This is a genomic window from Thauera sp. WB-2 (assembly GCF_027594845.1).
Lineage (GTDB): Bacteria > Pseudomonadota > Gammaproteobacteria > Burkholderiales > Rhodocyclaceae > Thauera > Thauera mechernichensis.
The window spans coordinates 1542701-1567230 of the sequence record NZ_CP088935.1; the positions used below are offsets into that span (position 1 = coordinate 1542701).

A 24530-nucleotide genomic window follows, 5' to 3' on the forward strand; every position below is an offset into this window, starting at 1 on the left:
ACGCTGCTGCGGACGGACTCGGGAGCGTTGCCCAGTCGTCGAATGGGTTGCGGGCGTCATCGCGGGCGCGTCTCGATGAAGGCCTGGATTGCCCACGCCTCTTCGGTGGAGATCAGGTCCTTCCAGGCCGGCATGTGACGGATGCCGAGCCTGAGCTTGCCTTCCTCGACCGTCTTCAGGAAATAGACGTCTGCGTCCAGATGGCAGCGCTGCTGGAGCCCGGGGTCCGTCAAGCGCCGGCAGGTACGGCCGATGTTGCGCAGGTCGGCGGCCGGCCCGGGCTTGGTGGCGCCTTCGCCATGACAGCTGGCGCAATGCCGAGCGTAGTGCTTCTCGCCGCTGGCGATTGCCTCTGCCTGACCGCGCACGGGGTTGATGCGCTCGGCCTTGGGCTCGTCCGCGGCCTGCTGTTGCGGCGGCGTCGCGCAGGCCATCAGGGCCGCGACCGAGAGGGTAGCGATCAATCGGAGCGTGTGCGCCCAGCCGCCTGTCTTCACCAGTCGTGCGGGCATTTGTTGCACCCCTTCATGTAGGTTTCGTTGAAATTGGTGAAGCGTGTCAACGCGCCGTCGAGGTCGGCGTCGTCCAGTTCGGCGCTCTGGAACTTGGCCTCCTGAAGATCGGCGCCGACCAGGCGTGCGCCGCGGAAGCGTGCGTGGTTGGCGCGCGCGATCTCGAGCCGCGCGGCGCTCAGGTCGGCATTGGTGAAGTCGGAGCGCATCAGCCGTGCCGCTTCGAGATCGGCGCCCACGAAGCGCGCACCGACGAAGGAGGCGACCGGGGCGTTCACCTTGTTGAGGCGGGCGCCGCTGAGATCTGCGCCATCGAGGTTCGCGCCCGCGAGGTTGGCGCCGCGCAGATCGGCGCGGACCAGATTGGCTCCGCGCAGGTCTGCGCCGGCAAGATTGCGCCCGACCAGGTCGGCATGGCGCAGGTCCGCACCCGGGCAGCGGGTGTAGGGCCAGATGCCGCAGCCATTGATCTCATGGACCGGTTCCGGTTCGGCCTGAGCGCTCGATGACATGAGGGCGCCCGGCAGCACCGCACAGCCGAGAAGCAAGCGCAGGGCGTGCCGATAGCAGGTGTGGAACGTGTTCATGGTGTGTTCATCCGTGAGGTGTCGCGGGCCAGGGAGGAGGCTGGCCCGCGACCGGTTTGCCGCTTCAGTGCCTCAGCGGCTTGCCACCTGCTTGGGCAGCTTGAACACCCAGACGCTGCCGCCCTGCGTGACCTGCTTGGTGAGCTCGGCCATGTCGCCGCCCCAGAGCGGAACGGCGCCGCCGTAGCCGGACTGGATCGCGATGTACTGCTCGCCGTCCATCTCCCAGGTGATCGGGCTGGAGACGATGCCCGAGCCGGTCTGGAACTTCCACAGCTCCTTGCCGCTACGCTTGTCGAAGGCCTTCACATAGCCGTCGGAGGTGCCGGTGAAGAGGAGGCCGCCGCCGGTGGTGAGCGTTCCGGCCCAGAGCGGGAAGGTTTCCTTATGCTCCCAGGCGATCTTGCCGGTCAGCGGGTCGATGGCGCGCAGGATGCCGACGTGGTCGTCGAACAGGCGCTTGATGCGGAAGCCTTGGCCAAGGTAGGCCGAGCCGGCCTTGTAGTGCACCTTCTCGGTCCAGTAGTCCATCGCCCAGTGGTTGCCGGGGATGTAGAACAGGCCGCTGTCGGGGCTGTAGGCCATGGGGTTCCAGTTCTTGCCGCCGAGGAAGGGGGGCGAAACGAATACGGTCTCGCCCTTTTCCTGGCCCTCTGCGACCGGCGGCGGGCGATTGCCCTTCTCGATCGGCTTGCCGGTGCTCAGGTCGAAGCCCGAGGCCCAGGTGATGCCGTCGACGAACGGCCAGGCGTTGATGAGGGCGGTGGGCTTGTTCGGGTGGTCGGCTCGGGCCGCGAGTTTCTCGCGGTCGGTGACGAAGAAGAAGCCGTTGCGGTCCGCATGCGCGCCGGCCTTGACTTGCTTGCCGGTCTTCGGGTCCTTGTATTCGAAAAGGATGATCTCGTTGTTGCCGGAGAAGTCCCAGGCGTCGTTCGGAGTGTGCTGATAGAAGCCCTTGAGTTCGCCGGTGGCCGCATCGACGTAGGCCTGGCCGGAGGTAAACAGGCTGTCCCAGTTGCGCGGGTCGTCGCCCGGAGGGGTGCGCGCCCAGGTGTTCCAGGGTGCCGGGTTGCCGGCGCCGATCACGATGGTGTTGGTGTCGACATCGAAGCTTGCGCTCTGCCAGGGGGCTCCGCCGCCATGGCTCCAGGCTTCGACCTTGCCAGTCTCGCGCGTCGGGTCGTTGGGCCAGGATGGGGCCTTCGGGTCGCCGGTCGGCGTGCTGGGCTTGCCGTTCAGCGTGCCCATGTGGCCTTCGACCATCGGGCGCTTCCAGATCTCCTCGCCAGTGTCCGGGTCGCGGGCGTAGACGTGGCCGATTACGCCGAACTCGTCGCCCGAGTCGCCGTGGATCAGCATGACGCGACCGGACTCCTTGTCACGCGCGATCGTGGGTGCGCCGGTCATCGTGTAGCCGATCTTGTGGTCGCCGAACTTCTTGCGCCAGGCGACCTTGCCGGTCTTCTTGTCGAGCGCGACGATCGCCGCATCGAGGGTGCCGAAGAAGATCTTGTCGCCGAAGATGACTGCGCCCCGGTTGACGACGTCGCAGCAGGGGCGGATGTCGTCGGGCAGGCGGTGCTCGTAGCTCCACAGTTGCCTGCCGGTGCGGGCATCGATCGCGAACAGGCGGGAATACGAGGCGGTGACGTAGAGCACGCCGTCATGCACCAGGGCCTGGGCTTCCTGGCCGCGCTGCTTTTCGCCGCCGAATGAGAACGACCACGCCGGTACCAGGCCGGCGACGTTCTTGGTGTTGACGTGCGTCAGCGGCGAATAGCGCTGGGCCTTCAGGCCGAGCCCGTAGGTGAGCACGTCGCTCGTCGTCTCGTGGTCGCGGACGATGTCGTCCCAGGTGACGGTGCTTGCTGCCAGGCTCGACGCCGGAAAGGCGACGGCGAGCGAGGCCGCGAGCGCGGCCATCCGCAGCGGGCGCAGGACGGGGGTTGGAACATGCGTGCGAGTCATTTGTTGGCGTCTCCTGTTTTATTGCTATGTGGCGCAGACCGCCTGCGCCATTGCGGAGCCAAGTCTGCGGGCCGGGGGCGTCGATGGCCCGGGCGGTCTTCCCGATGAAGCCGGGAGTTTTTCCCGAGCTGGCATGTGACTTGCGTAGCCAGAGGCAGCTAAGGAGCATGGGAGAAGGCGGAATGGATCTGCGGGCGAGGCTGGTTGGCGGCTTGGTCGGGTACTTCGTGCTCTTGATCGTGCTGGCCTGCGTGCTGATCGCGCTCGCATTGCGTGAGGACGTCCTCGAGGAGGTGGACGCTTCGTCCCGACTCGTCGACCTGATGCTCGCCATGTCCGATGCCGGCGAGCATCGCCTGGCGCGCGTGGAGTCCCTGATTGCCGAGGGCGGTATGAGACATCTGGCGGTCACGCTCGAGCGCGACGGAGAGCCTGTTGCGCAGGAGGCAGCGGCTGGAGGCGTGCCGCGCTGGCTTGCAGCTGTCCTTCCGCACGCGCTGTTCGACCTTGCCGAACAGCGCATCCGGATCGACGGTGCGACGGTGGTCATCAAGCCCGATCCGGCGAGCGAGACGAGCGAGATCCTTGCAGAGTCTGCGCGCATGCTCGGGCTCTTCGTGCTGTTCGTGTTCGTGGCCGGTTTCGCCGCCTGGCGCACCGTCGGTGTGGCCCTGCGCCCGGGGGTGGAACTGGAGCGAGGGCTGGTTGGCCTGCTCGATGAGACCCCGCGCACGCTGCCGGCCTTCGAGCTGCGCGAGTTCGACCGTATCGCGCGAACGATGGAGTCGATCGCGCACGAACTGGCTCTGGCGCGCGAGGCCGAGCGGCAGATGGGGCGACGGCTGATCCAGGTCCAGGAGGCGGAGCGCCGGGCATTGGCGCGCGAGCTGCATGACGAGATCGGCCAGACCCTGGCGGCGCTTGGTCTTGCAGCGGCCTACATCGAGCGCCATGCGGGGACGGCTGAGCGCGAGGCGATCGCCGACTGCGGGCGTGAGATCCGCGAGGGCGTGGCGACGGTCTCAGGCCAAGTGTCGGGCATCCTCAAGCGCCTGCGGCCGCATGGCCTCGATGAGCTTGGCCTGCTGGAAGCGCTCAACGACCTGCTCGATTTCTGGCAGGGGCGTCAGGGTACTGCGGCGATTTTCGCCCGGTTGCCGACAGCGCTGCCGGCCCTGCCCGAGGCGGCGGCGCTGTCCATCTATCGCACGGTGCAGGAGGCGCTGACCAATGCGCATCGGCATGGAGAAGCGACGCATGTGGACGTCGAGCTTGCCGTCGCCGTAGCCGGCGCCTTCGTGGAGCTGCGCATCGAGGACGATGGCCGCGGCTGCACCGAGGAGCAGCTGTCGAGGTCATCGGGTGGAGTGCTTGGCATGAGAGAGCGCGCACGCATCGCCGGTGGCGAGCTGGTATTCGAGAAGGGGCGTGCAGGCGGGCTCGCGTTGCGTCTGCGGCTGCCTGTCGCTGGATTGGAGGAGGGGAGACATGATCCGATTGATGTTGCTGGATGACCACGCGCTGGTGCGCACGGGGTATCGGCGGATGTTCGATGCCGAGCCCGACATGAAGGTGGTCTGCGATGTATCCGGGGCGGATGAGGCTTGCGCCTGCCTGCGGACGCACGAGATCGATGTCGCGCTGGTCGATCTGAGCCTGCGCGGTGCGAGCGGTATCGATGCGATTGCGCGCATCCTCCAGCGCGATCGCAGTGTTCGCGTGCTGGTGCTGTCGATGTACGACGAGCCCGGCTTCGTGCGCCAGGCGATCCGTGCCGGTGCGCTCGGCTACCTGACCAAAAATTGCGCCCCCGATGAGCTGATGGCCGCCGTGCGCGCGGTGCATTCGGGGCGGCGCGTCCTTGCCGAGGGGCTGGCGCACTCGACCATGACCGCAGCCTTCGATTCGGAGGTGATGCTCGAGCGCCTCACGCCGCGGGAGTTCGAGGTGCTGCGCTTCGTAGCCAGTGGCGACCCGGTTGCAAGCATTGCCGAGTCGATGCACCTGAGCCAGAAGACCGTGCTCAACCATCTGTCGGCAGTCCGCCAGAAACTTGGCGCCGAGAACGACTTCAGGCTGCTCCACCTTGCCGTGAGGCATGGCCTGGTGAGTCTGGGAGAGCAGTTGCGGGCCTGACCGATACGTGCCGAACCGCAACAGATGCTCCATGCCGGATGCTCCACATGCCCGGTGTGAAGCCTCGCTGAGGCGTCTGCCCGCGGGCCTGTTTCTTGCAATTTGGCAATCGGGATTGTTGCCCCTTGAATATCCGCACCTTGCAAGGATGGAATGATGAAGATGAATTACCCAAGGATCTCTCGGTTGATGGTGGCGGTATTGTGTGCCGCCGGTGTCACAACGGCCGTCCACGCAGGCGAACGCGCGACGCCGCGCGAGGCGCGGGCGATGTTCGAGCAGGCGGTCGGCTACATGGAGCAGAACGGCGCCGAGGCAGCCTTCGCGGCCTTCAATGACCGCACGGGCAAGTTCGTGCGCAAGGATCTCTATGTCTTCGTGATCGACGACAAGGGGGTCTATCACGCCAGTGGTGCTGCGCCCGAGGCGCTGGTGGGGCTGACCGTGCTCAACACCACCGACGCGGCCGGTAACCCCCTGTTCCGCGAGATGATCGACACCACGCGGGTGAACCAGGAAGGGACGGTGCGCTACATGTGGCTGAACAGGGTGACCAACAAGGTCGAGCCCAAGGTGAGCTACGTGCGCAAGGTGGGCAACTACGTCGTCGGCGTTGGCTACTCCGCACCGCGCGCCGGTGCAGACGATGCGCGCGCGATGCTGGAGCGTGCGGCCAAGCTGGCCAAGGAACAAGGCCATGCGCGTGCGGCAGCAGCCTTCAACGACCGGCGTGGCGAGTTCGTGAAGAACGATCTCTACGTGTTCATGATCAACATGGACAGCGGTCGCTTCGAGGCCATGGGCATGAATCCGGCCCTGTCGGACACCGATGCACTGGGCTTGCATGATGCAGCCGGCAATGCCTTGGTGGCGGAGATGATCTCCAAGCTCAAGGATGCCGAAGAGGCGACGGTCGATTACGTCTGGCGCAATCCGGTGACCAATGCGGTGGAAAACAAGCGCTCGTATGTGCGCCGTGAAGGCCGTTCGCTGATCGGCGTCGGGCACTACATCGAGTAAGTCGAACAGATGCTCCGCTGCGGAGCATTTGTTCCGCAGCGGAGCAATGGAGCAGGGGCCGATAGGCCCGCTGTTCAGGGCAGGCGGTGGGTGAGGCCGTGGTCGGCGAAGATTCTGGCCAGCGTTCCCGAGCGCTGCAGTTCGGCCAGTGCGTTCGACAGGGCGTCGGCAAGCTGGCCGCTGTCCTTCTTCACGGCCATGCCCAGCGGCCATGGCCTGATGCGCAGTTCGGGCATCCCGAGGGGGTCGAGCGCGATGTCGCCGCCGCCGCCGATGGCGCCCTCGAGTTCGGTGCGCGTGCCCATTGCAGCCGCAATCTCGCCGCGGCGCATGGCCTCGACTGCTGCGGCGAGGCTGGGGAAGTGCACGATGTTGGGCTGCAGGCGGCCATCCAGGATGTGGAGCAGGAAGTCGCTCGAGTGGGTGTCGAGTTCGACGCCGATCTTCTCCGTAGTGAAGACTTCGAAAGTCTCAGCGACCGAATTCGACGGCTGCGGTACGCGCTCGGGCAGGCGCGCCATCGCCAGTGTCTCGAGGTGATAGGGGCCGAAGATGCGTACCTGCGGGTTGCCGGCAGCGAAGTGGTTGTCGACTGGCACGTGCAGCATCACGTCGCCCGGCTTGGTGCCGAGATAGTGCCCGCGCCACACCATGTTGCGCAGGTCGTCCTTCATGTCCTCGTCGGCCGGGAACTCGACGATCTGCGGCTGCAGGCCGAGGTGCTCGGCAAGCGCACGACCAAGCGCGATGTCGACACCCTTGCCTGCAGCCGAGTAGGGCGGGAAGTTTGCGTAAACCGCCACCCTCAGGGTGCCGGGCTGCTGCAGTTCGAGTTCGGCAGCTGCCGCGGTGGCGGGCGGGATCAGGCCCGCGAGGGCCAGGGCCCCCGCGGCGCGCAGAAAGCGTCGGCGCTCATTGCTGCTCATAGACCGTCTCCAGCCAGGCACGGATGGCCCACATGGCTTCCTGCGACAGGATACCTTCGAACGGCGGCATGTATACCGCACCGTTGCGAGTGACGCCGTTGCGGACCTTGCCGATGTAGAACTCGTCCATGTAGTCGTCGTGCTCGAGGTAGCGCAGGTCGGGCGCGATGCCGCCCGATACCGCGCCCAGGCCGTGACAGCGCGCGCAGTTCTGGTTGAAGGCCGAGTCGCCGATGCGGATCGCGTCGGCGTTGCCGCGGTAGGGGTTCTTCTCGACCCATTGTTCGCCCAGTTGCGGCAATGAACTGGTATCGACCGCTTGCGGCACCACGTCGCCATGTGCGTGTGCCAGCGTTGCCGCGGCAACGATGCCAAGGCTTGCCGCGCCAAGTGCGAAACGGTTGATCAGTGTCTCCTTCAAGGTACGTGTCTTCACCTTGTGTATCCTCTTGTGCGTGGTTCGATTGGGTGTGTGTTTCCGGTGCCTCCGGACAAGCCTTGCACTGCAATCGCCGTGCCACCCAATGCTCGAAGGGGTCTGAGCCAGGAGTCTGGACGGCTTGTGGAGTGAGGTCGGCTGCGAGGTGCTGGCAGGCTTTGTGCTTACATTCGGGCAAACGGAGCAGTCGATTTGTTTCGAAGCGAATCAAATGCTACGTTTCGAACCGAAGCACTAGAAAAGATGGCGGCCTGTCGGTTGTTCCGGCAAGGCGGCCCGGAGGAGACGTGATGGCAACAGAGCATGCGCTGGCGCAGCCGGTGGCGCGCGAGTATCGCCTGCAGCGGGCGCGCAGCCAGTTCTTTGAAGAGGGGGTTCTGCCCGAGGACGGTGTCCCGGAGCAGATCGTGGATTCCTGGGTGCGTTGTCGCGACTTGGGTCTCGATCGTGCGTCCAGTGAGGCGAGGGACCATGCGGACCGGTTGCGTCTCGCCGAGGCGCGCGACCGCAGCGCCCGCCTGGTAGAACACGCCAGCGGCGTTATGGAGCATGTATTCGAACAGATCCGCGCCTCGGGTAGCCTGGTGATCCTGTCCGATGCGCGCGGAACGATCGTGCATAGCCTGGGCGATGCCGAGTTCGTGGATAAGGCCAGTCGCGTCGCGCTGCAGCCCGGGGCATGCTGGAGCGAGGCCGCGCGTGGCACCAATGCGATCGGTACCACCATTGCTGCCAGTGCGCCCACGGTCGTGCTCGGTGGCGAGCACTTCCTCGATCACAACGCCTTCCTGTCGTGCACGGCTGCGCCCATTCTCGATCCGCGCGGTACCTTGGCGGGCGTGCTCGATGTCTCGTGCGACCAGCGGGCACACCAGCGCCACTCGCTCGGGCTGGTGCGTCTGTCGGTGCAACTGATCGAACGGCGCCTGTTCGAGACCGAGTTCGCCAACGAGATCCTGGTTGCCTTCCACGAGCGTCCGGAGTACGTCGGCAGCCTGCAGGAGGGGCTCATCGCGGTCACCGCCGATGGCATGGTCGTGGGTGCGAACTCGATTGCACGCGAGTGGATCCACCGGCGGCTGGAAACCGGGACCGGTGGTACCTTTGCCGAACTGTTCCGCCAGGGGCTGGGCAAGATCGCCGACCGCGTCCGCAGTTCGAGCGATGCCCTGGTCAGGCTCAATCTGCGCGATGGCTCCGATCTCTATGTCCAGCTGCGCTCGATGAGGGCGCACGTCAGGTCGGCCATGGACGCGCCGGCAGCGGCCGATGGGGGCCGCCCGGCTGCGCTTGCGGAGGCGGGGGGCAATCGGGCGCCTGCCGACAAGGGCAGGATCGTGCTCGAGACGCTGGCCACCGGCGACGCCGGGATCGCGCGTGCGGTCGACCGGGCGCGGCGCATCCTCGGCAAGGACATTCCCCTGCTCATCCAGGGCGAGTCGGGCGTGGGCAAGGAGTTGTTCGCCACTGCGTTCCACAACAGCGGACCGCGCGCCAGCGGGGCTTTTGTCGCCCTCAACTGTGCGGCGGTCCCCGAGTCCCTGATCGAGTCGGAGCTCTTCGGCTATGTGGGCGGCGCCTTCACCGGCGCGCGCAAGGAAGGCTCGATCGGCAAGATCCAGCAGGCCCACGGCGGTACGCTCTTCCTCGATGAGATCGGCGACATGCCCCTGGGCATGCAGGCGCGCCTGCTGCGCGTGCTGCAGGAACGCTGCGTGACGCCGGTCGGCTCGTTGAAGTCGATCCCGGTCGATATCTCGCTTGTCTGTGCGACGCACCGGGTGCTGCGCGATGCCGTGGCGCGCGGGGAGTTCCGCGAGGATCTCTATTACCGGGTCAACAGCCTGACGGTGGCGCTGCCGCCGCTGCGCGAGCGCAGCGACATCCGCTGCATCGTGGACCGTCTGCTGCGGCTGGAGGCTGCCGAGGCCGGGCGTGGCGAGCTGAGTATCGGCGATGACGTCATGCGCTTCATCGAACGCTATGCCTGGCCGGGCAATGTCCGGCAACTGCACAACGTGATCCGGGTTGCGGTTGCGCTGCTCGACCCCGACGAGGACGAAATCCTGCCTTCCCATCTGCCCGAAGACCTGTTCCTGGCCGACCCGGTAGATGACGCAAAGCCATCGCCGCAGGGGCCTGGCCCCGGCATGCCGCCGGCAGTGGCGGCAACGGCTGGTGGCCTGGCCGCGCTCGAACCCGGCGCGCGCAGGCTCGATCAGCTCGAGGTCGAACTCATCGAGCGAGTGATGCGGGAGGTGGGCGGGAACCTGTCGGCTGCAGCACGCACCTTGGGCGTCAGTCGCAACCGCCTTTACCGCAAGCTCGGACGCGCGGGGGCGCGGCAGGCGGCAGGAGGGTAATCCCGGGTTGACCTTCGTCTGGCACGACATATGCTCGTAGTTGCATAGGCGACTCGGTTCCCGAGTTGCTTGTGGGTGGCTCGGCAGCCTCCAGGCCGATGACCACGACCAACAACGAATGAGGAGACGATCGATGTGGAAGGCACTGCACATTGATCCCGCCAAGTGCACCGGCTGTCTGCAATGCGAGATGGCCTGTTCGTACGAGCACACCGGGGTCATCAATCCGAGCAAGTCGCGCATCAAGGTGTTCAACTTCGAACACGAGGGCCGCAAGGTGCCCTACACCTGTACGCAGTGCACCGAAGCCTGGTGTCTGAACGCCTGTCCGGTCGATGCGATCCGCATCGACCTGGCAACCGGCGCCAAGATGGTCTTCGAGGACACCTGTGTGGGGTGCAAGGTATGCACCATCGCCTGCCCGTTCGGCACCATCAATTACAACCAGGACTCGGGCAAGGTACAGAAGTGCGACCTGTGCGAGGGCAACCCCGCCTGTGCCAGCGCCTGTCCGACCGGCGCCATCACCTATGTCGATGCCGACTGGACCGGTATCGACAAGATGCGCGCCTGGGCCGCGAAGGCCAACACCCCGGCTTCGGCCGCAGCCTGAGGAGGATGCGTCATGGGATGGAATCGCAAAGTCCTGCGCGTGAACCTCACCGCAGGGACCTGTACCGAAGAAGCGCTGAACATGCAGTGGGCCGACGAGTACCTCGGCTCGCGCGGCCTGGCCACCAAGTACCTGGTGTCCGAGATCGATCCCAGGGTCGATCCGCTGTCGCCGGACAACAAGATGATCATGGCCACCGGGCCGCTCACCGGCACCATGGCCTCGACCGGAGGGCGCTACACCGTCGTCACCAAGGGCCCGCTCACGGGCGCCATTGCCTGTTCGAACTCGGGCGGCTTCTTCGGCGCCGAGATGAAGTTCGCCGGCTGGGACATGGTGATCTTCGAAGGGCGCTCGGCCAAGCCGGTGTGGCTCTACATCGAGAACGACAAGGCCGAACTGCGCGATGCTTCGGGCCTGTGGGGCAAGAGCTGTTGGGAGACCGAGGAGCAGATCAAGGAGGCGCTGCAGGATCCGCTGGTGCGCATCTCCTCGATCGGCAAGGCGGGCGAGAACCAGGTGCTTTACGCCTGTGTGGTCAATGACCTGCATCGCGCAGCCGGCCGTTCAGGCGTGGGTGCGGTGATGGGGTCGAAGAACCTCAAGGCGGTGGCCATCCGCGGCACCAAGGGGGTGGCGGGGATCAAGGATTTCGGCGCTTTCCTGAAAGCCACCAATGACGCCAAGAAGGTGCTTGCCGACAACGCGGTCACCGGCCAGGGCCTGCCCAAGTACGGCACGCAGGTGCTGATGAACGTCATCAACGAGATCGGTGCGCTGCCCACCCGCAACCACCGCGATGTGCAGTTCGAGGATGCCTCGAAGATCTCCGCCGAGGCCATGCACGAGAAGCGCGAATCGGACGGCAAGACCCACCTCGTCACCAATGCTGCATGCTTTGGCTGCACCATCGCCTGCGGTCGCATCTCGGAGATCGACAAGGGCCACTTCACGGTCAAGAACAGCCCGAAGTACTGGGGTGCCTCCGGCGGCCTGGAGTACGAAGCCGCGTGGGCGCTCGGTGCGGCCAATGGCGTTGGCGACCTCGAGGCGCTGCAGTATGCCAACCTGATCTGCAACGAGCAGGGCATGGACCCGATCTCCTTCGGCGCCACCGTGGGTGCGGCGATGGAGCTCTACGAGCTGGGCATCCTCAACGACGAGAAGATCGGCATCTCGGCGCCCTTCGGTTCGGCCGAAGCACTGGCGAAGATGGTGGAGATGACGGCGGTGGGCGAGGGCTTTGGCAAGGAGCTTGGCCTGGGCAGCAAGCGCCTGTGCGAGAAGTACGGCCGCCCCGAGCTGTCGATGAGCGTGAAGGGGCAGGAATTCCCGGCCTACGATTCGCGCGGCATCCAGGGCATGGGCCTGGCCTACGCCACCTCCAACCGTGGCGCCTGCCACCTGCGCGGCTATACGGTTGCCTCCGAAGTGCTCGGCATTCCGGTCAAGACCGACCCGCTCACGACCGACGGCAAGCCCGAGCTGGTGAAGGCCTTCCAGGACGCCACGGCGGTGTTCGATTCGGCCGGCATCTGCGTGTTCACCAGCTTCGCGTGGACCCTGGCCGACGTGCAGCCGCAGGTCGCTGCCGCCTGCGAGGGCGACTGGAGCATGGAGAAGCTGAACGAGGTGGGCGAGCGCATCTGGAACATGGAGCGCATGTTCAACAATGCCGCCGGCTTCACCGCCAAGGACGACAACCTGCCGCCGCGCCTCACGCAGGAACCGGCCAAGACCGGTCCGGCAAAAGGCCTGGTCAACGGCTTGGCGAAGATGCTGCCCGAGTACTATCAGGTGCGCGGGTGGACGCCCGAGGGCCAGCCGACCGCCGAGACGCGGGCACGCCTGGGCTTGTGATCGTGTAAGCGTACGCGGGCGCCCTCGAGGGCGCCCGTGCTTCGTTCGAGGGTTCCCAAATGAAACACCTGATTCTCGGTAATGGTCCCGCGGGGGTTGTTGCCGCCGAAGCCCTGCGCAAGGCCGCGCCCACCGACGACATCCTGATGGTCGGTCACGAGGACGCGCCGCCATACTCGCGCATGGCCATCCCCTATTTGCTCGAAGGCAACATCGACGAGGCGGGCACGTATCTGCGCAAGGGTGCGGATCACTTCGAGCGCCTGCGCATCCGCCAGCTGCGCGGGCGTGCGGTGGCGCTCAACACTGACAAGCGCACCGTGCTGTTCGACGACGGCCACTTCGAAAGCTACGACCGCCTGCTCATTGCCACCGGCTCGCACCCGGTGCGGCCGCCCATCCCCGGTGTGGACCTGCCCGAGGTGCAGACCTGCTGGACGCTGGCCGACGCCCGTGCGATCGCCGCGCTGGCCAAACCGGGCGCGCGCGTGCTGCAGCTCGGCGCTGGCTTCATCGGCTGCATCATCATGGAGGCGCTGGCCAAGCGCGGCGTGCAGCTCACCGTGGTGGAGATGGGCGACCGCATGGTGCCGCGCATGATGACACCCAAGGCCGGCGGCATGATAAAGCGCTGGGTCGAGGAGAAGGGCATCCGGGTCGTCACCTCTGCGGGCGTGCAGCGTATCGATCGCGGGGGCGACGTGGCGAGCGATGCGCCGCTCGTGGTGACGCTGTCGACGGGCTATCGCCTCGACTGCGACCTGGTCATCGTGGCCGCGGGAGTTGCGCCCAATGTCGGCTTCCTGGAGGAAACTCCGGTGCATGTCGCCAAGGGCGTGCTGGTCGATGAGCGCATGGAGACGAGCGTGCCCGGCATCTTCGCCGCGGGGGACGTGGCCGAGGCGCCGGATCTCTTCACCGGTGCGCACCTGGTCGCCGCCATCCAGCCCAATGCCGCCGACCAGGCGCGCATCGCGGCGATGAACATGGCGCGCGCAGCCGCCGCCAGGGATACAAAGCTCAACGGTGTGCTGGCGATCAACGTGCTTGACACGCTGGGCCTGATTTCCTCGTCCTTCGGGCAGTGGTGGGGCGAGAAGTCGGACGCCGGCGGCAGCGGTGTCGAGTTGGTCGATGAGGCGCGCTACCGCTACCTGAGCCTGCAGTTCAAGGACGACGTGCTGATCGGCGCCACCTCGATCGGTCTCACCCAGCATGTGGGCGCGCTGCGTGGCTTGATCCACGGTCAGGTGAAGCTCGGAGACTGGAAGGACCGTCTGCTTGCCAGCCCGCTGGCCTTCGTCGACGCCTACGTGGCGTGCAGCCAGCAGCCGATGGCGCTTGCGCGCTGAGGGGGGGCGAATGGAGACCCGGGTGACGATTCGCATCGCCTTCAAGCTGTTTGCGTCCTTGTCCGACTACCTGCCCGACGGCCACCGCGGCAACCGGCTGGAGCTCGAGGTGGACGAGGGCACAACGGTGGCTGACATGATCCACCGCTACCGCGTGCCCGAGCGCAGCGCCCACCTGGTGCTGGTCAACGGCCACTTCGTGCCGCCGGCCGAGCGTGCCCGCCGGCGCCTGGCCGAAGGTGACGAACTCGCGATCTGGCCGCCGATCGCCGGCGGCTGAACGGTGGCTTTCATCAACGGCCCGGTGCCCGAGTCCTTCGAGCGCCGGGTCACCGCGACGCCGCGTGAATTCGAGCGCGACCTGCGCCAGGCCTGGCCGCAGGTGCAGGGTGGCGCCGACGCCTCGGCCTTCGGGCTGCAGGATGGGACGCAGCATCTCGCGATCGAGATCGAGCCCGCTGGCCTGCGCCGTCTCGGCCTGCTGGAGCTGCCGCAGCTGATCGTGCGTTATCGCTTCGGCGCCGGGACCGAGCCCGCGCGCCGCGCCCTGCTCGAACGTCTTGATCGGGCGATGCAGAAAGGCGGCGGCTGATCGCGACACAGCGCGCCCGACCGCGCCAGCGTTCAGGCCTGTGCCGCGTTTCGGGTATGCTCCCTGCCGATGTCCGTTTTTGCCACCACCTTCTCCGATGCCCTGGCACTGCTGGCCACCTTCGACCATGCGGTGACCGAGATCGTGCTGCTTTCGCTTCAGGTGAGCGGCGGGGCGGTCGTGCTGGGCACCCTGATCGGACTGCCGCTCGGCGCCTGTATCGCGGTGGGGCGCTTCCCCGGCAAGAGTACGCTGTCCGTGCTGATCAATGGCCTGATGGGCTTGCCCTCGGTGGTGGTGGGCGTGGTGGTGTACCTGCTTTTGTCTCGCTCCGGGCCGTTCGGGAGCTTCGGCCTGCTATACACCCCGGTGGCGATGATCATTGCGCAGACCTTGCTCGTGATCCCGCTCATGGCCGCGATCGCCCGCCAGGTCGTCGAGGACGTGTGGCAGCGCTACGCCGAGGAGCTGGCGCTGATGCGCTTTTCGTGGTGGGACAGTGTCACCACGCTGCTGTATGACTGTCGCCATTCGTTGGTCGTGGCGGTGCTGGCCGGGCTGGGACGGGCAATGAGCGAGGTTGGGGCAGTGATGATCGTGGGCGGCAACATCGATCGTGCTACCCGCGTCATGACCACTGCAATTGCGCTCGAGACCAGCAAGGGCGATCTGCCGCTGGCGATCGCGCTTGGCCTGATGTTGATCGTCATCATTCTCGTGCTCAACGCGCTGGCGTTCGCCTTGCGCCACTGGGCGATGCGCCGCTTCGGCTAGGCGGACTCATGGCGATCTTTCCGCTGCGAATCTCTGGACTGCGCTTCCGACCCAACGGCAGGGAGGTGCTTGCCGGCATCGACCTGGAACTCGGCGACGAGGGCATTACCCTGGTGCTGGGCCCCAACGGCGCGGGCAAGAGCGTATTGCTGCGGGCGATCTGCGGTCTGGTCGAGGCCAGCGGTGGCAGCATGGCCTGGGGCGACGAGGGCGCACGCCGGCCGGAGCAGGGGGTGATGATGGTGTTCCAGCGCCCGATGATGTTGCGTGCTTCGGTACTGTACAACGTGGCGCTGGGTCTCAAGCCGCTCGGTCTGCGCGCCGATGAGCGGCGGCGGCGGGCACTGGCGATGCTCGAGCGCGTGGGCCTGGCCGATCGTGCCGCCGACAGTGCCCGTCACCTGTCAGGGGGCGAACAGCAACGACTCGGGCTCGCACGCGCGTGGCTGACCAAGCCCCGGCTGCTGCTGCTCGACGAACCGACGGCCAGTCTCGATCCGTCGGCGAGCGCCGAGGTCGAGCGCATCATTCGTGAGATCCGTACCGATGGTACGCGCATCCTGATGGTGACCCACAACCTGGCCCAGGCGACTCGCCTCGGCGATGACATCGTCTTTGTGTCCGGTGGGCGTGTGTGCGAACATACTGCAGTCCGCGAGTTCTTCAGCCGCCCGCGCTCCGAAGAGGCGCGGCTGTTCATCCAGGGAGAGTTGCCATGGAAAATGCGGTTTCAAGGCGCTTGAGAAGCACGCTGCTGGCCACGGCTGCGGTGGTGCTGCTGGGGAGCTTCGGTGCGAACTGTGGTTTCGTGGTGCGTGAGGCGTCCAATGTCCAGCCGGTTTCGAGCCAGGCGCTGGCGCCCGTCGCCGAGCCTGCGGAAGAAGGCTTTTTGCCGGGGCGTGTTACCCGATGATGGCGATCGGGCCGCGGGTGCCGGTCAGCGCGGTCGTGTTGTTCGCGCTCGCTGCAGTTGCGCTCATTCCTGCGCTGTTGTGTTTCGCCGGCTTTGGCACGCAACTGCATCCTGCGCTGTCAGACCCGATGGCGGGCCTCGCTTTCCTGGTTACGGCAGTCGCATTGGCGGGTTCCGGCGCGTTTCCGCTCGTGCTTGCACGACTCGCCGCGCGTGACGAGAGGCCGCGCTGAGTCTGCTCGCGTGATGGTGGCAGTGTTCCATGCGTATTGCCTGAGTGTGCAGCGTGTCACGGCCTATCTTCGTTATCTGGGAAAAAGTGACACAATCAAATAATATGCGATTAATGGCTTAATTGATTTGCGGCCGGTGTGCGAGGTGCCGAGAGTGGACGAGACGACAGGTAGTCTCCTGGTGGTCGACGACGAGGAGAACATTCTCGCTGCGTTGCGCCGCACGCTGAGGCGGGAGCCCTACACGGTGCTGGTCGCGAACAGTGGTGCGGAAGGCTTGAGGATTCTTGCCGAGCGGCATGTCGATGTGGTGGTTTCGGATCAGCGCATGCCCGGCATGAGCGGCACTGATTTCCTGCGCAGCGTCAAGAAGGCCTATCCGCATACCGTGCGCATGGTGCTGTCGGGATACACCGAGTTGAAGTCGGTTACCGATGCCATCAATGAGGGCGCCATCTACAAGTTCCTCACCAAGCCATGGGACGACGACCACCTGCGGGCGAACATTGCCGAGGCCTTCCGTCACAAGGCGCTGGCTGATGAGAATCGCCGTCTCGCGCACGAACTGGCGTTGTCGAACGAACAGCTCGCGTGCGCCAACGAGAGTCTCAAGGCGCACCTGGCCGTTACCGAGCGCGAGTTGCTCATCGATGGCGCAGCCCTCGAGGTGGCGCGCGAGGTGGTTGAGGCACTGCCGCTGCCTGTCGTCGGGGTCGATATGGATCGTCTGATCGTGTTCGCGAACGCCGAGGCGGAGCGTGTGCTTGGAGCAGGGGGGCCATTGCTCGGGATGGCGTATGACGAAGTCCTGAGCTCGGAGTTGCAATCGCTCCTGGGTGTCGGTGGGACGCAGGTCCGCAGTGTGCGGATCGGTGGTCAGGGCTTTGTTGCCAGGGCAAGCGAGATGGGGCGCGATTCGCGCTCGATCGGTCGCCTGCTCGTTCTGTTGCCGGAGACGAGCCATGCAGCGCGTTGAGACCGAAACCCTTGCCCTGGATGAGGTGCAGCCCGGCGCAGTCCTGGCGGTCCAGCTTTGCGACGCGAGTGGCATGATCCTTCTGCCGGCAGGCTGCACCCTTGATGAGGCGATCCTTGAGCGCTTGCGTGTTCGTGGTGTGGAGCGGCTGCAACTGGTGGTGCCCGAGTCTGCGGCAGCACGTGGCGCGCGCGAGGCTGCGCTGCAGGAACGGCTGGAACATCTGTTCCGGGTGGCAGGTACGGGGGAGGCGGCCCGCGAACTGATGACGGTAGTCCTGGCTTTGCGCACAGGAGGGACGGATGAGCGCTGAGTCGATCTTCCCGCTCGAACTCGACGCCGTCATGGAGGCTGTGGCACGCCTGCCGCCGTTTCCTGAGGTGGCGTTGCAGTTGCTGCAGTCACTGGATGGGGCGGATGCGGATTCCGAACAGCTGGAGCGGCTGATTGCCACCGACCAGATTCTGACCGCGCGCCTGTTGCGGGTCGCGAATTCGTCCTTCTACGGGATGCAGGGGCGCATCCATTCGATCCGCGATGCGCTGGTGCTGATTGGCTACCGCGGGCTGCGCTCGCTGGCCATTGCTGCGAGCTTGTCGAGTGCCTTGCCCGGCGAGGGCGGGCAACCGGGTGGCTTCTGGCGGCAGGGCCTTGCCGCAGGTGTGGTCGCGCAGGTACTGGGCCGTGCTGCGCACCTGAACCCGGATGTGTGTTTTGCCGCCGGGCTCATGCATGGTCTGGGGCGGCTGTTGCTGGCGAGGGCATTCCCCGCGCAGTGTGCGGTGGTCGAGGATTGGCGTCGCGAGCACGACTGCATGCAGCATGAGGCTGAGCGCGCCGTGCTCGGGCTGGATCATCTGGAGGTCGGGCAACTGCTGGCCGAGCGCTGGCGATTCCCCGCCGCTCTCGTTTCGGCAATAGGAGGCCATCAGGATCCTGTGCGCATCGCCCAGGATCCATATGCAGCGCTGGTACATGTTGCGGATGCCGTGGTGATCGCGCTCGATGTCGTGCCCGAGCGCGATGCGATGGTGCCGTGCATCGATGAGGGGGCGTGGCGGCGTTTCGTCGCATCGCCGGAGGTTTTGCTGCACCTCCTGCACGACATCGACGAGCAGATCGAGTCTGCCGCCGGGTTGTTGCAGGCGCCTTGAGCAAGGAGTACGGAATGGGCAAGCGGATCGTCCTTCACTCTTGCGCACGCGAGCGCGGCTGCGGGGTTGACAGCCGGCTGGCGCTCAATCTCCTCGATACGGTGGGCGCGCCGATGCTGGCCTACCGGGATGGGCCGGTGCTCTACGCCAACGAGGCCTGCCAGCAACTGCTGCAGCGCGACCAGGCGAGCTTGCTCGGGATGCCCTTCGATGCGCTCTTGATCGACGGCGATCGGCAACGCTGGCAGGCGCTCGCCGCGGCCGTCCTTGCTGGCGAGGCCGCACCGGAAAAGCTCAAGTTGAGCTTGCGGTCCGGTGGTGGAGAGCAACGCACGGTCGAGATCGCGCCGAGCCGAATCGACATCGATGACGATCCGCTGCTCGTCTGTTTCATTTACGACCTCTCGGAGTACAAACGGAGAGAGGCGCGTGAGCGGTCCCTGTTCCGTCTCTTCGCGCAGATCATCGATGCCGACCCCGTACCCACCTTCGTGCTCAATGCCCAGCATCAGGTTACGCACTGGAACAAGGCCTGCGCGGCCATTACGGGCACCCCAGCGGCCGAGATCGTGGGCACGACGCGGCAGTGGTATCCCTTTTATCGTACCGAGCGACCGACCCTGGCCGACCTGGTGCTGAGCGGCGATCTCGAGCGTGGTTTCGAAGAGTTGTACCGCGGCAAGCTGCGCCGCTCTGAACTCATCGACGGCGCCTACGAGGCGGAAGCCTTCTTCCCGCATTTTGGCGACTCGGGGCGCTGGCTCTACTTCACGGCGGCGCCGCTGCGCAACGCCCGGGGCCAGGTGGTGGGGGCGATCGAGACCTTGCAGGACATGACGGCACGGCGCACGGCAGAGGAGGCGCTGCGTCAACAGCAGGCTGGCCTCGAGCGCCTGGTGGCGGAGCGTACCGCACAGCTCGAGTCGGCCAGCGCGCAGCTCGTGCAGTCCGAGAAGATGGCCTCGATCGGGCAGTTGGCGGCAGGTGTCGCGCATGAGATCAACAACCCCATCGGCTACGTCCATTCCAACATCGGCGCGCTGGAAGGCTACATGGGCGACTTGTTCGAGATGCTCGACGCCTATGAGAAGGCGATGTCTTCCGGCCTGGCCGAGGACAAGCGCGAAGCCTTGCAGGCACTGGGGGCGAAGCTCGACGTCGAATTCCTGAGGGAGGACATTCCCAAGCTCGTGCAGGAGTCCAAGGAGGGCATCACCCGCGTACGCAAGATCGTCCAGGACCTGAAGGACTTCTCGCATGTCGACGTGAAGCAGGAGTGGCAGTGGGCGAACATCGAGGCAGGCCTGGAGTCGACCCTCAATATCGTGAGCAACGAGATCAAGTACAAGGCTGACGTTGTCTGCGAGTTCGCCGGGCTGCCCGAGATCGAGTGCCTGCCGTCGCAGCTCAACCAGGTGTTCATGAACCTGCTGGTGAACGCAGCACATGCAATCGGCGAGGCACGCGGCCGCATCCGTGTGGCCACCCGGGTGCTGGATGCAGGGCAGGTGTGCGTCGAGGTTGCCGACAACGGTTGCGGCATTGCGCCCGAGCTGCAGATGAAGATCTTCGATCCTTTCTTTACCACCAAGCCCGTGGGCAAGGGGACCGGGCTCGGGCTGTCCTTGTCCTATGGCATCGTCAAGAATCACAACGGTCGCATCGAGCTCGAAAGCACCCCGGGGGCGGGGACGCTGTTCCGCGTCGTCCTGCCCGTGCATCATGTCGAGACGCGGAGCGAAGCATGAGCGATGCCACCCAGGCCGCATCGCTTGGCGCGGACGAGGTGCCGGCCTGGCGGGTGCTCTGTGTCGATGACGAAGCCAACATCCTGTCGGCGCTGCGCCGCCTGTTCAGGCCTTGCGGCTACGCGGTGACGGTGGCGGCCAGCGGCGAGGAAGGGCTGGCCATACTCGAACAGGGGCCGTTCGATCTCGTCATCTCGGACATGCGCATGCCCGGGATGTCCGGCGCCCAGTTCCTTGAAGAAGTGAGCATGCGCTGGCCGGACACCATGCGGTTACTGCTCACCGGCTACGCCGACATCGACTCGACCATCGATGCCGTCAACAAGGGGCGCATCTTTCATTACGTCAGCAAGCCCTGGGATGACAAGGCACTCCTGCTCATCGTCCGCCATGCGCTCGAACGCAAGCAGCTCGAGCGCGACAAGGCGAGGCTCGAGGCGCTGACTGCGCAGCAGAACGAAGAGCTCAAGGACGTCAATGCCAGCCTGGAACTGAAGGTGATGGAGCGTACGGTCGAGCTGCGCAAGGCCAATGAGCACATCAAGGCGAGCTTCATCACCTCGATCAAGGTGTTTGCCAACCTCATCGAGTTGCGCGAGGGCGCGATTGCAGGCCATTCGCGCCGGGTGGCGGAGCTGGCACGCAAGCTGGCCAAGCGCGCAGGCATGGATGCCGCTGCGGTGCAGGACGTGTTTCTCGCCGGGCTGCTGCACGATATCGGCAAGATTGGCCTGCCCGATACCTTGTTGTCGCGTGCAGTCGCGGAGATGTCGGGGCCGGAGTTGCTGCGCTACCGCAAGCACCCGCAGGCCGGCGAGCACGCCCTGATGGCGCTTTCCGAACTCGCGCAGGCGGCACGCCTGGTGCGAAGCCACCACGAGCGCTTTGATGGTAAAGGCTATCCCGATGGCCTGGCGGGCGAGCAGATTCCGCTCGGTGCGCGTATCGTGGCGGTTGCGAACGACTATGACGGGCTGCAGATCGGCACCCTTGCAGCGCGCAAGCGCACCGCCAGGGAGGCGCTGGAGTTGCTCGAAGCCGGCCGTGGCCGGAGTTACGATCCGGGTGTCCTCGATCTGTTCCTGGAGGTCGTCGCCGAGTCGGAGCGAGACGATCTGAAGGAGGTCGGGCTGAGCGTCGCGCGCCTGATGCCCGGGATGATACTGTCACGCGACCTGGTCACTCGACAGGGCTACCTGCTCCTGGCGACCGACTTTGTCCTGACCGCAGGGATCATCCGCCAGATCCAGGAGTATGCGAGCCAGGAGGGCCTGGAGGGGCTGGTGATTCACGTGCGCGACGAGGGGAGGATGGTATGAAGCGCATCATGCTCATCGACGACGAGCCCAACGTGTTGTTTGCGCTGCAGCGCGTGCTCGAGCGCGCTTTCAGCGGGCAGGATGTCAGTGTCGAGTCGCACGCCTCTCCATTGGCCGCGCTCGGCCGTTGCCAGTACATCCGCTACGAGGTGGTCATTTCGGACTATCGGATGCCGGGTATGGATGGTGTGACGCTGCTCAAGGCCATACGCGCACTGCAGCCCGACAGCATCCGCCTGATGCTGTCGGCAACCACGGATTTCGATGCGGCGATGGCTGCGGTCAATCAGGCCGAGGTCCATCGCTACCTCGTCAAGCCGTGGAGCCGTGACGAACTGGTCGACACCGTACGCGAAGCGCTGGAGCGCTATGACCGTCTGCTCGAGGATCGACTGCTTGCCGACGAGAAGCGCGCCGAGCGCGGCAGCATCACGTCCGAGGACAAGGAGCGCAGGAGGCTGGAGGCGGAGAGCCCCGGCATCACCAAGGTGAAGTGGGGCCCGGGAGGCGAGTTGCTGCTGGACGATGACTGAGCCGTCCGGGCCCCGCGCTCACGCCTTCCAGTGCCCCGACTTGCCCCCCAGCTTTTCCATGAGCTGGATGCCTTCCATGCGCATGCCGCGGTCCACCGCCTTGCACATGTCGTAGATCGTCAGCAGGCCCACATTCACCGCGGTCAGTGCCTCCATCTCGACCCCGGTGCGGCCTACCGTCTCTGCCGTGACCGTGCAGCGGATGGCGGCGTCGTGCTCGATGAGTTCGAAATCGACTGCGACGCGGGTGAGCGGGATCGGGTGGCAGAGCGGGATCAGTTCGCTGGTGCGCTTCGAGGCCTGGATAGCAGCGATGCGCGCAATGCCGATGACGTCTCCTTTCTTCGCGCTGCCCGCCTTCACCATCGCGAAAGTTTCGGGCTGCATGTGGATGCAGCCCGTGGCGACGGCGACACGACGGGTTTCCGCCTTGGCGCCGACGTCGACCATGTGAGCCTGGCCGTCGGCATCGAAATGGGTGAGCGGGGTCGGGCTGGCGGAGGACGTCGTGGTCATGGCAGTCGCAGAGCAGTGGGTAAGGGTGTAGAGCGGATCTAGAGCGCCCGCCGGTGCGCGCTCGAGTGCGCACGGTGACGGGGCTGCGCGGGCACGGATGACGAGTGGCAACAGATCGATGCACTCGGACGGGAACGCGCGCAAGGTCGCGCGTATCATAGCACCCGATGATGCGCCGACCCCTTGCCCTCCTGCTCAGCCTGGCGCTGGCCCTGCCCGCGCCGCTTCCCGTGCTCGCCTTCGATCTGCCCGACCTGGGCGATGTGGCGGCTTCCGAACTCTCGCCTGCCGCTGAAAGGCGGATCGGCGAGCAGATCATTCGTGAGATCCGCTGGCGTGATGCCGCCTACCTGGACGACCCCGAGGTCGAGGAGTACGTCAACCGGCTCGGCCATCGCCTGGCTGCGGTTGGCAACAACGCGTCGCTCGATTTCGACTTCTTTGTCGTGCGCGACCCCTCGCTGAACGCCTTTGCGCTTCCTGGCGGCTATATCGGTGTGCATACGGGATTGCTGCTTGCAGCCGAAACCGAGTCGGAGTTCGCCTCGGTGCTCGGGCACGAGATCGCGCACGTCACCCAGCGCCATATCGCCCAGATCGTCGGCAAGCAGAGCCAGTCGGCGATGCTGATGATGGCGTCGCTGCTGGTCGCAGTGCTGGCTGCGCGCAGCAATTCCGATGTCAGCCAGGCGGCGATTGCGGCCGGGCAGGCGGGGGCGATCCAGTCGCAGCTCGGCTACACGCGTGCCTTCGAGCGCGAGGCCGATCGCGTCGGTCTCGATACCCTGGATCGTGCCGGGCTGGACGTGCGCGGCATGCCGAGCTTCTTCGAGCGCTTGCAGCGTTCGACACGGATGTACGAGAACAACGCGCCGGCCTACCTGCGCACCCACCCGCTCACCACCGAGCGGATTGCCGACATGGAAAACCGGGTGGCCTCGATGCCATTCCGCCAGGTGCTCGATTCGGACGACTTCCGCTATGCGCGCGCCAAGCTGCGCGCCAGTGTGGGCCAGCCGGCCGATGCGGTGCGCGATCTGGAGGATCGTGTTGCCCGCGATGGGCGCGACGATGCAGCGCTTTACGGTCTTGCGCGTGCCTTGCTACGGGCAGGGCGCACGGCAGACGCTGCGGACAGGCTTGGCAGCTTGCGCGCGCGTGCAGCGCCGTCGCCCTGGATTGAGACCCTTGCGGCCGAGATCAGCCTTGCACGGCGAGATCCGAGCAGCGCGATCCGCACGCTCGAGACCGCTCAGCAGCGTTTTCCGGCGAGTCGCAGCCTGGCCTACGCGCTGGCCGACGCACAGATCCGTGGCGGCCAGGCTGCGCAGGCCGTTGCAGGCGTGCGCCGGATGATCGATACCCGAAGTGCCGATCCGCGCCTGTGGCAGCTGCTCTCGCGTGCGCAAGCCGAGCTTGGCCAGCGCACCGAGCAGCACAGGGCGCAGGCCGAGGTCTATGTGTTGCGCGGCAGCCTGCCTGCGGCCATCGAGCAGCTCGAGATTGCGCGCCGTGCGGGCGATGGCGATTTCTACACGCTGTCGGCAGTGGATGCGCGCCTGCGCGAGCTGCAGCAGCGTCTGCTGGAGGAGCGGCGCGAGCGCTGATACCAAGGTGTGCGGCGGTGTCCGCCTTCCTGCGCCTGCCTCGATCCATTAGAATATTGGATTCAAGCAATTAGCCATGACAGAGGACGAGGGATGGATTTCGACAAGGAAGTGGATGCCCGTGGACTGAACTGCCCGTTGCCGATCCTGCGCGCCAAGAAGATGTTGGCCGAGATGCAGTCCGGGCAGGTGGTGCGCGTGCTTGCCACCGATCCGGGCGCGGTGAAGGACTTCCAGGCTTTTGCACGGCAGACGGGCAATGAGCTGGTTGGCCAGGGCGAGACGGCGGACAAGGCCTTCGAGTTCTTCCTCAAGCGCAAGTAAGTCTTCCCAGTACGGCGCTGGAAACGGAAGGGGCTGCCCGTGTTGCCGGGCAGCCCCTTCTTGCC

The 24530-nt window shown here is 65.9% G+C and carries 27 protein-coding genes; 21 read left to right on the forward strand and 6 right to left on the reverse strand.

Translation table 11 applies throughout. The features are described from left to right. Positions 1-56: 56 nt before the first annotated feature. The 3 genes from LQF09_RS06990 to LQF09_RS07000 form a co-directional block, all read right to left on the reverse strand. Positions 57-512: a c-type cytochrome gene (locus LQF09_RS06990; RefSeq protein ID WP_270069550.1), complete on the reverse strand. Its 456-nt coding sequence runs from the start codon at positions 510-512 to the stop codon at positions 57-59. Next, a complete protein-coding gene (locus LQF09_RS06995) occupies positions 494-1099 on the reverse strand; it encodes a pentapeptide repeat-containing protein (protein WP_002923542.1) in 606 nt (201 codons plus the stop codon). Before LQF09_RS06995 ends, LQF09_RS06990 begins: the two co-directional genes overlap by 19 nt. A gap of 72 nt (positions 1100-1171) precedes the next feature. Further along, a complete protein-coding gene (locus LQF09_RS07000; protein ID WP_270069551.1) occupies positions 1172-3067 on the reverse strand; it encodes a methanol/ethanol family PQQ-dependent dehydrogenase in 1896 nt (631 codons plus the stop codon). Between the two features lie 182 nt (positions 3068-3249). Here LQF09_RS07000 and LQF09_RS07005 point away from each other — a divergent pair, with 182 nt between their 5' ends. The 3 genes from LQF09_RS07005 (at position 3250) to LQF09_RS07015 (ending at position 6223) form a co-directional block, all read left to right on the forward strand. Then, positions 3250-4581, forward strand: coding sequence for a sensor histidine kinase (locus LQF09_RS07005; protein ID WP_270069552.1), 1332 nt, complete (start codon positions 3250-3252; stop codon positions 4579-4581). After that, the gene (locus LQF09_RS07010; RefSeq protein ID WP_232431436.1) at positions 4556-5203 is read left to right on the forward strand and encodes a response regulator; all 648 of its coding nucleotides are present in this window, start codon (positions 4556-4558) and stop codon (positions 5201-5203) included. The genes LQF09_RS07005 and LQF09_RS07010 overlap by 26 nt, the downstream gene beginning before the upstream one ends. Positions 5204-5392: 189 nt before the next feature. Next, positions 5393-6223: a cache domain-containing protein gene (locus tag LQF09_RS07015; protein ID WP_002935937.1), complete on the forward strand. Its 831-nt coding sequence runs from the start codon at positions 5393-5395 to the stop codon at positions 6221-6223. A gap of 74 nt (positions 6224-6297) precedes the next feature. Here the strand turns inward: LQF09_RS07015 and LQF09_RS07020 are convergent, their stop codons facing one another. Next, the gene (locus tag LQF09_RS07020; protein WP_270069554.1) at positions 6298-7149 is read right to left on the reverse strand and encodes a substrate-binding periplasmic protein; all 852 of its coding nucleotides are present in this window, start codon (positions 7147-7149) and stop codon (positions 6298-6300) included. Further along, a complete protein-coding gene (pedF, locus tag LQF09_RS07025) occupies positions 7136-7585 on the reverse strand; it encodes a cytochrome c-550 PedF (protein ID WP_002923553.1) in 450 nt (149 codons plus the stop codon). Before pedF ends, LQF09_RS07020 begins: the two co-directional genes overlap by 14 nt. 293 nt (positions 7586-7878) lie before the next feature. On the opposite strand from pedF, the gene LQF09_RS07030 reads away from it, so the two are divergent. The 16 genes from LQF09_RS07030 (at position 7879) to LQF09_RS07105 (ending at position 22018) form a co-directional block, all read left to right on the forward strand. Then, complete coding sequence (locus LQF09_RS07030; RefSeq protein WP_270069555.1) at positions 7879-9951, forward strand: sigma-54-dependent Fis family transcriptional regulator; 2073 nt, start codon at positions 7879-7881, stop codon at positions 9949-9951. Positions 9952-10084: 133 nt separating this feature from the next. Then, positions 10085-10564 carry a 4Fe-4S dicluster domain-containing protein gene (locus tag LQF09_RS07035; protein ID WP_002935931.1) on the forward strand — a complete coding sequence of 160 codons (480 nt, stop codon included), beginning with the start codon at positions 10085-10087 and terminating at the stop codon, positions 10562-10564. Positions 10565-10576: 12 nt separating this feature from the next. Next, positions 10577-12424 carry an aldehyde ferredoxin oxidoreductase family protein gene (locus LQF09_RS07040; RefSeq protein ID WP_002935928.1) on the forward strand — a complete coding sequence of 616 codons (1848 nt, stop codon included), beginning with the start codon at positions 10577-10579 and terminating at the stop codon, positions 12422-12424. A gap of 59 nt (positions 12425-12483) precedes the next feature. Beyond that, positions 12484-13776: an NAD(P)/FAD-dependent oxidoreductase gene (locus LQF09_RS07045; RefSeq protein ID WP_270069556.1), complete on the forward strand. Its 1293-nt coding sequence runs from the start codon at positions 12484-12486 to the stop codon at positions 13774-13776. 10 nt (positions 13777-13786) lie between these two features. After that, a complete protein-coding gene (thiS, locus tag LQF09_RS07050; protein ID WP_270069557.1) occupies positions 13787-14056 on the forward strand; it encodes a sulfur carrier protein ThiS in 270 nt (89 codons plus the stop codon). 3 nt (positions 14057-14059) lie between these two features. Continuing rightward, positions 14060-14368, forward strand: coding sequence for a hypothetical protein (locus tag LQF09_RS07055; RefSeq protein WP_002923565.1), 309 nt, complete (start codon positions 14060-14062; stop codon positions 14366-14368). Between the two features lie 69 nt (positions 14369-14437). Then, positions 14438-15142, forward strand: coding sequence for an ABC transporter permease (locus LQF09_RS07060; protein WP_270069558.1), 705 nt, complete (start codon positions 14438-14440; stop codon positions 15140-15142). 8 nt (positions 15143-15150) lie between these two features. Continuing rightward, a complete protein-coding gene (locus tag LQF09_RS07065) occupies positions 15151-15885 on the forward strand; it encodes an ABC transporter ATP-binding protein (protein WP_002923569.1) in 735 nt (244 codons plus the stop codon). Further along, the gene (locus LQF09_RS07070; RefSeq protein WP_270069559.1) at positions 15882-16055 is read left to right on the forward strand and encodes a hypothetical protein; all 174 of its coding nucleotides are present in this window, start codon (positions 15882-15884) and stop codon (positions 16053-16055) included. The genes LQF09_RS07065 and LQF09_RS07070 overlap by 4 nt, the downstream gene beginning before the upstream one ends. After that, positions 16052-16288, forward strand: a complete 237-nt coding sequence (locus tag LQF09_RS07075; RefSeq protein WP_270069560.1) for a hypothetical protein — start codon at positions 16052-16054, stop codon at positions 16286-16288. Before LQF09_RS07070 ends, LQF09_RS07075 begins: the two co-directional genes overlap by 4 nt. Before the next feature lie 154 nt (positions 16289-16442). After that, positions 16443-17264 (forward strand): response regulator, encoded by an 822-nt coding sequence (locus LQF09_RS07080; RefSeq protein ID WP_232431433.1) that lies wholly within the window; start codon positions 16443-16445, stop codon positions 17262-17264. Continuing rightward, the gene (locus LQF09_RS07085; protein WP_002935913.1) at positions 17251-17577 is read left to right on the forward strand and encodes a hypothetical protein; all 327 of its coding nucleotides are present in this window, start codon (positions 17251-17253) and stop codon (positions 17575-17577) included. Before LQF09_RS07080 ends, LQF09_RS07085 begins: the two co-directional genes overlap by 14 nt. After that, positions 17567-18418: an HDOD domain-containing protein gene (locus tag LQF09_RS07090; RefSeq protein WP_270069561.1), complete on the forward strand. Its 852-nt coding sequence runs from the start codon at positions 17567-17569 to the stop codon at positions 18416-18418. Before LQF09_RS07085 ends, LQF09_RS07090 begins: the two co-directional genes overlap by 11 nt. Positions 18419-18432: 14 nt before the next feature. Then, the gene (locus tag LQF09_RS07095; protein WP_270069562.1) at positions 18433-20166 is read left to right on the forward strand and encodes an ATP-binding protein; all 1734 of its coding nucleotides are present in this window, start codon (positions 18433-18435) and stop codon (positions 20164-20166) included. Continuing rightward, on the forward strand, positions 20163-21485 hold the full coding sequence (locus tag LQF09_RS07100) for an HD domain-containing phosphohydrolase (protein ID WP_270069563.1): 1323 nt from the start codon (positions 20163-20165) through the stop codon (positions 21483-21485). Before LQF09_RS07095 ends, LQF09_RS07100 begins: the two co-directional genes overlap by 4 nt. Beyond that, positions 21482-22018 carry a response regulator gene (locus LQF09_RS07105; RefSeq protein WP_002923590.1) on the forward strand — a complete coding sequence of 179 codons (537 nt, stop codon included), beginning with the start codon at positions 21482-21484 and terminating at the stop codon, positions 22016-22018. The genes LQF09_RS07100 and LQF09_RS07105 overlap by 4 nt, the downstream gene beginning before the upstream one ends. Before the next feature lie 18 nt (positions 22019-22036). Here the strand turns inward: LQF09_RS07105 and moaC are convergent, their stop codons facing one another. Beyond that, positions 22037-22534 carry a cyclic pyranopterin monophosphate synthase MoaC gene (gene moaC / locus LQF09_RS07110; protein WP_002923592.1) on the reverse strand — a complete coding sequence of 166 codons (498 nt, stop codon included), beginning with the start codon at positions 22532-22534 and terminating at the stop codon, positions 22037-22039. Positions 22535-22701: 167 nt separating this feature from the next. On the opposite strand from moaC, the gene LQF09_RS07115 reads away from it, so the two are divergent. Together LQF09_RS07115 and LQF09_RS07120 are read left to right on the forward strand one after the other, a co-directional pair. After that, a complete protein-coding gene (locus LQF09_RS07115) occupies positions 22702-24141 on the forward strand; it encodes a M48 family metalloprotease (protein WP_270069564.1) in 1440 nt (479 codons plus the stop codon). A 93-nt stretch (positions 24142-24234) separates the two neighbouring features. Then, on the forward strand, positions 24235-24465 hold the full coding sequence (locus LQF09_RS07120) for a sulfurtransferase TusA family protein (protein ID WP_002923597.1): 231 nt from the start codon (positions 24235-24237) through the stop codon (positions 24463-24465). Positions 24466-24530 lie beyond the last annotated feature (65 nt).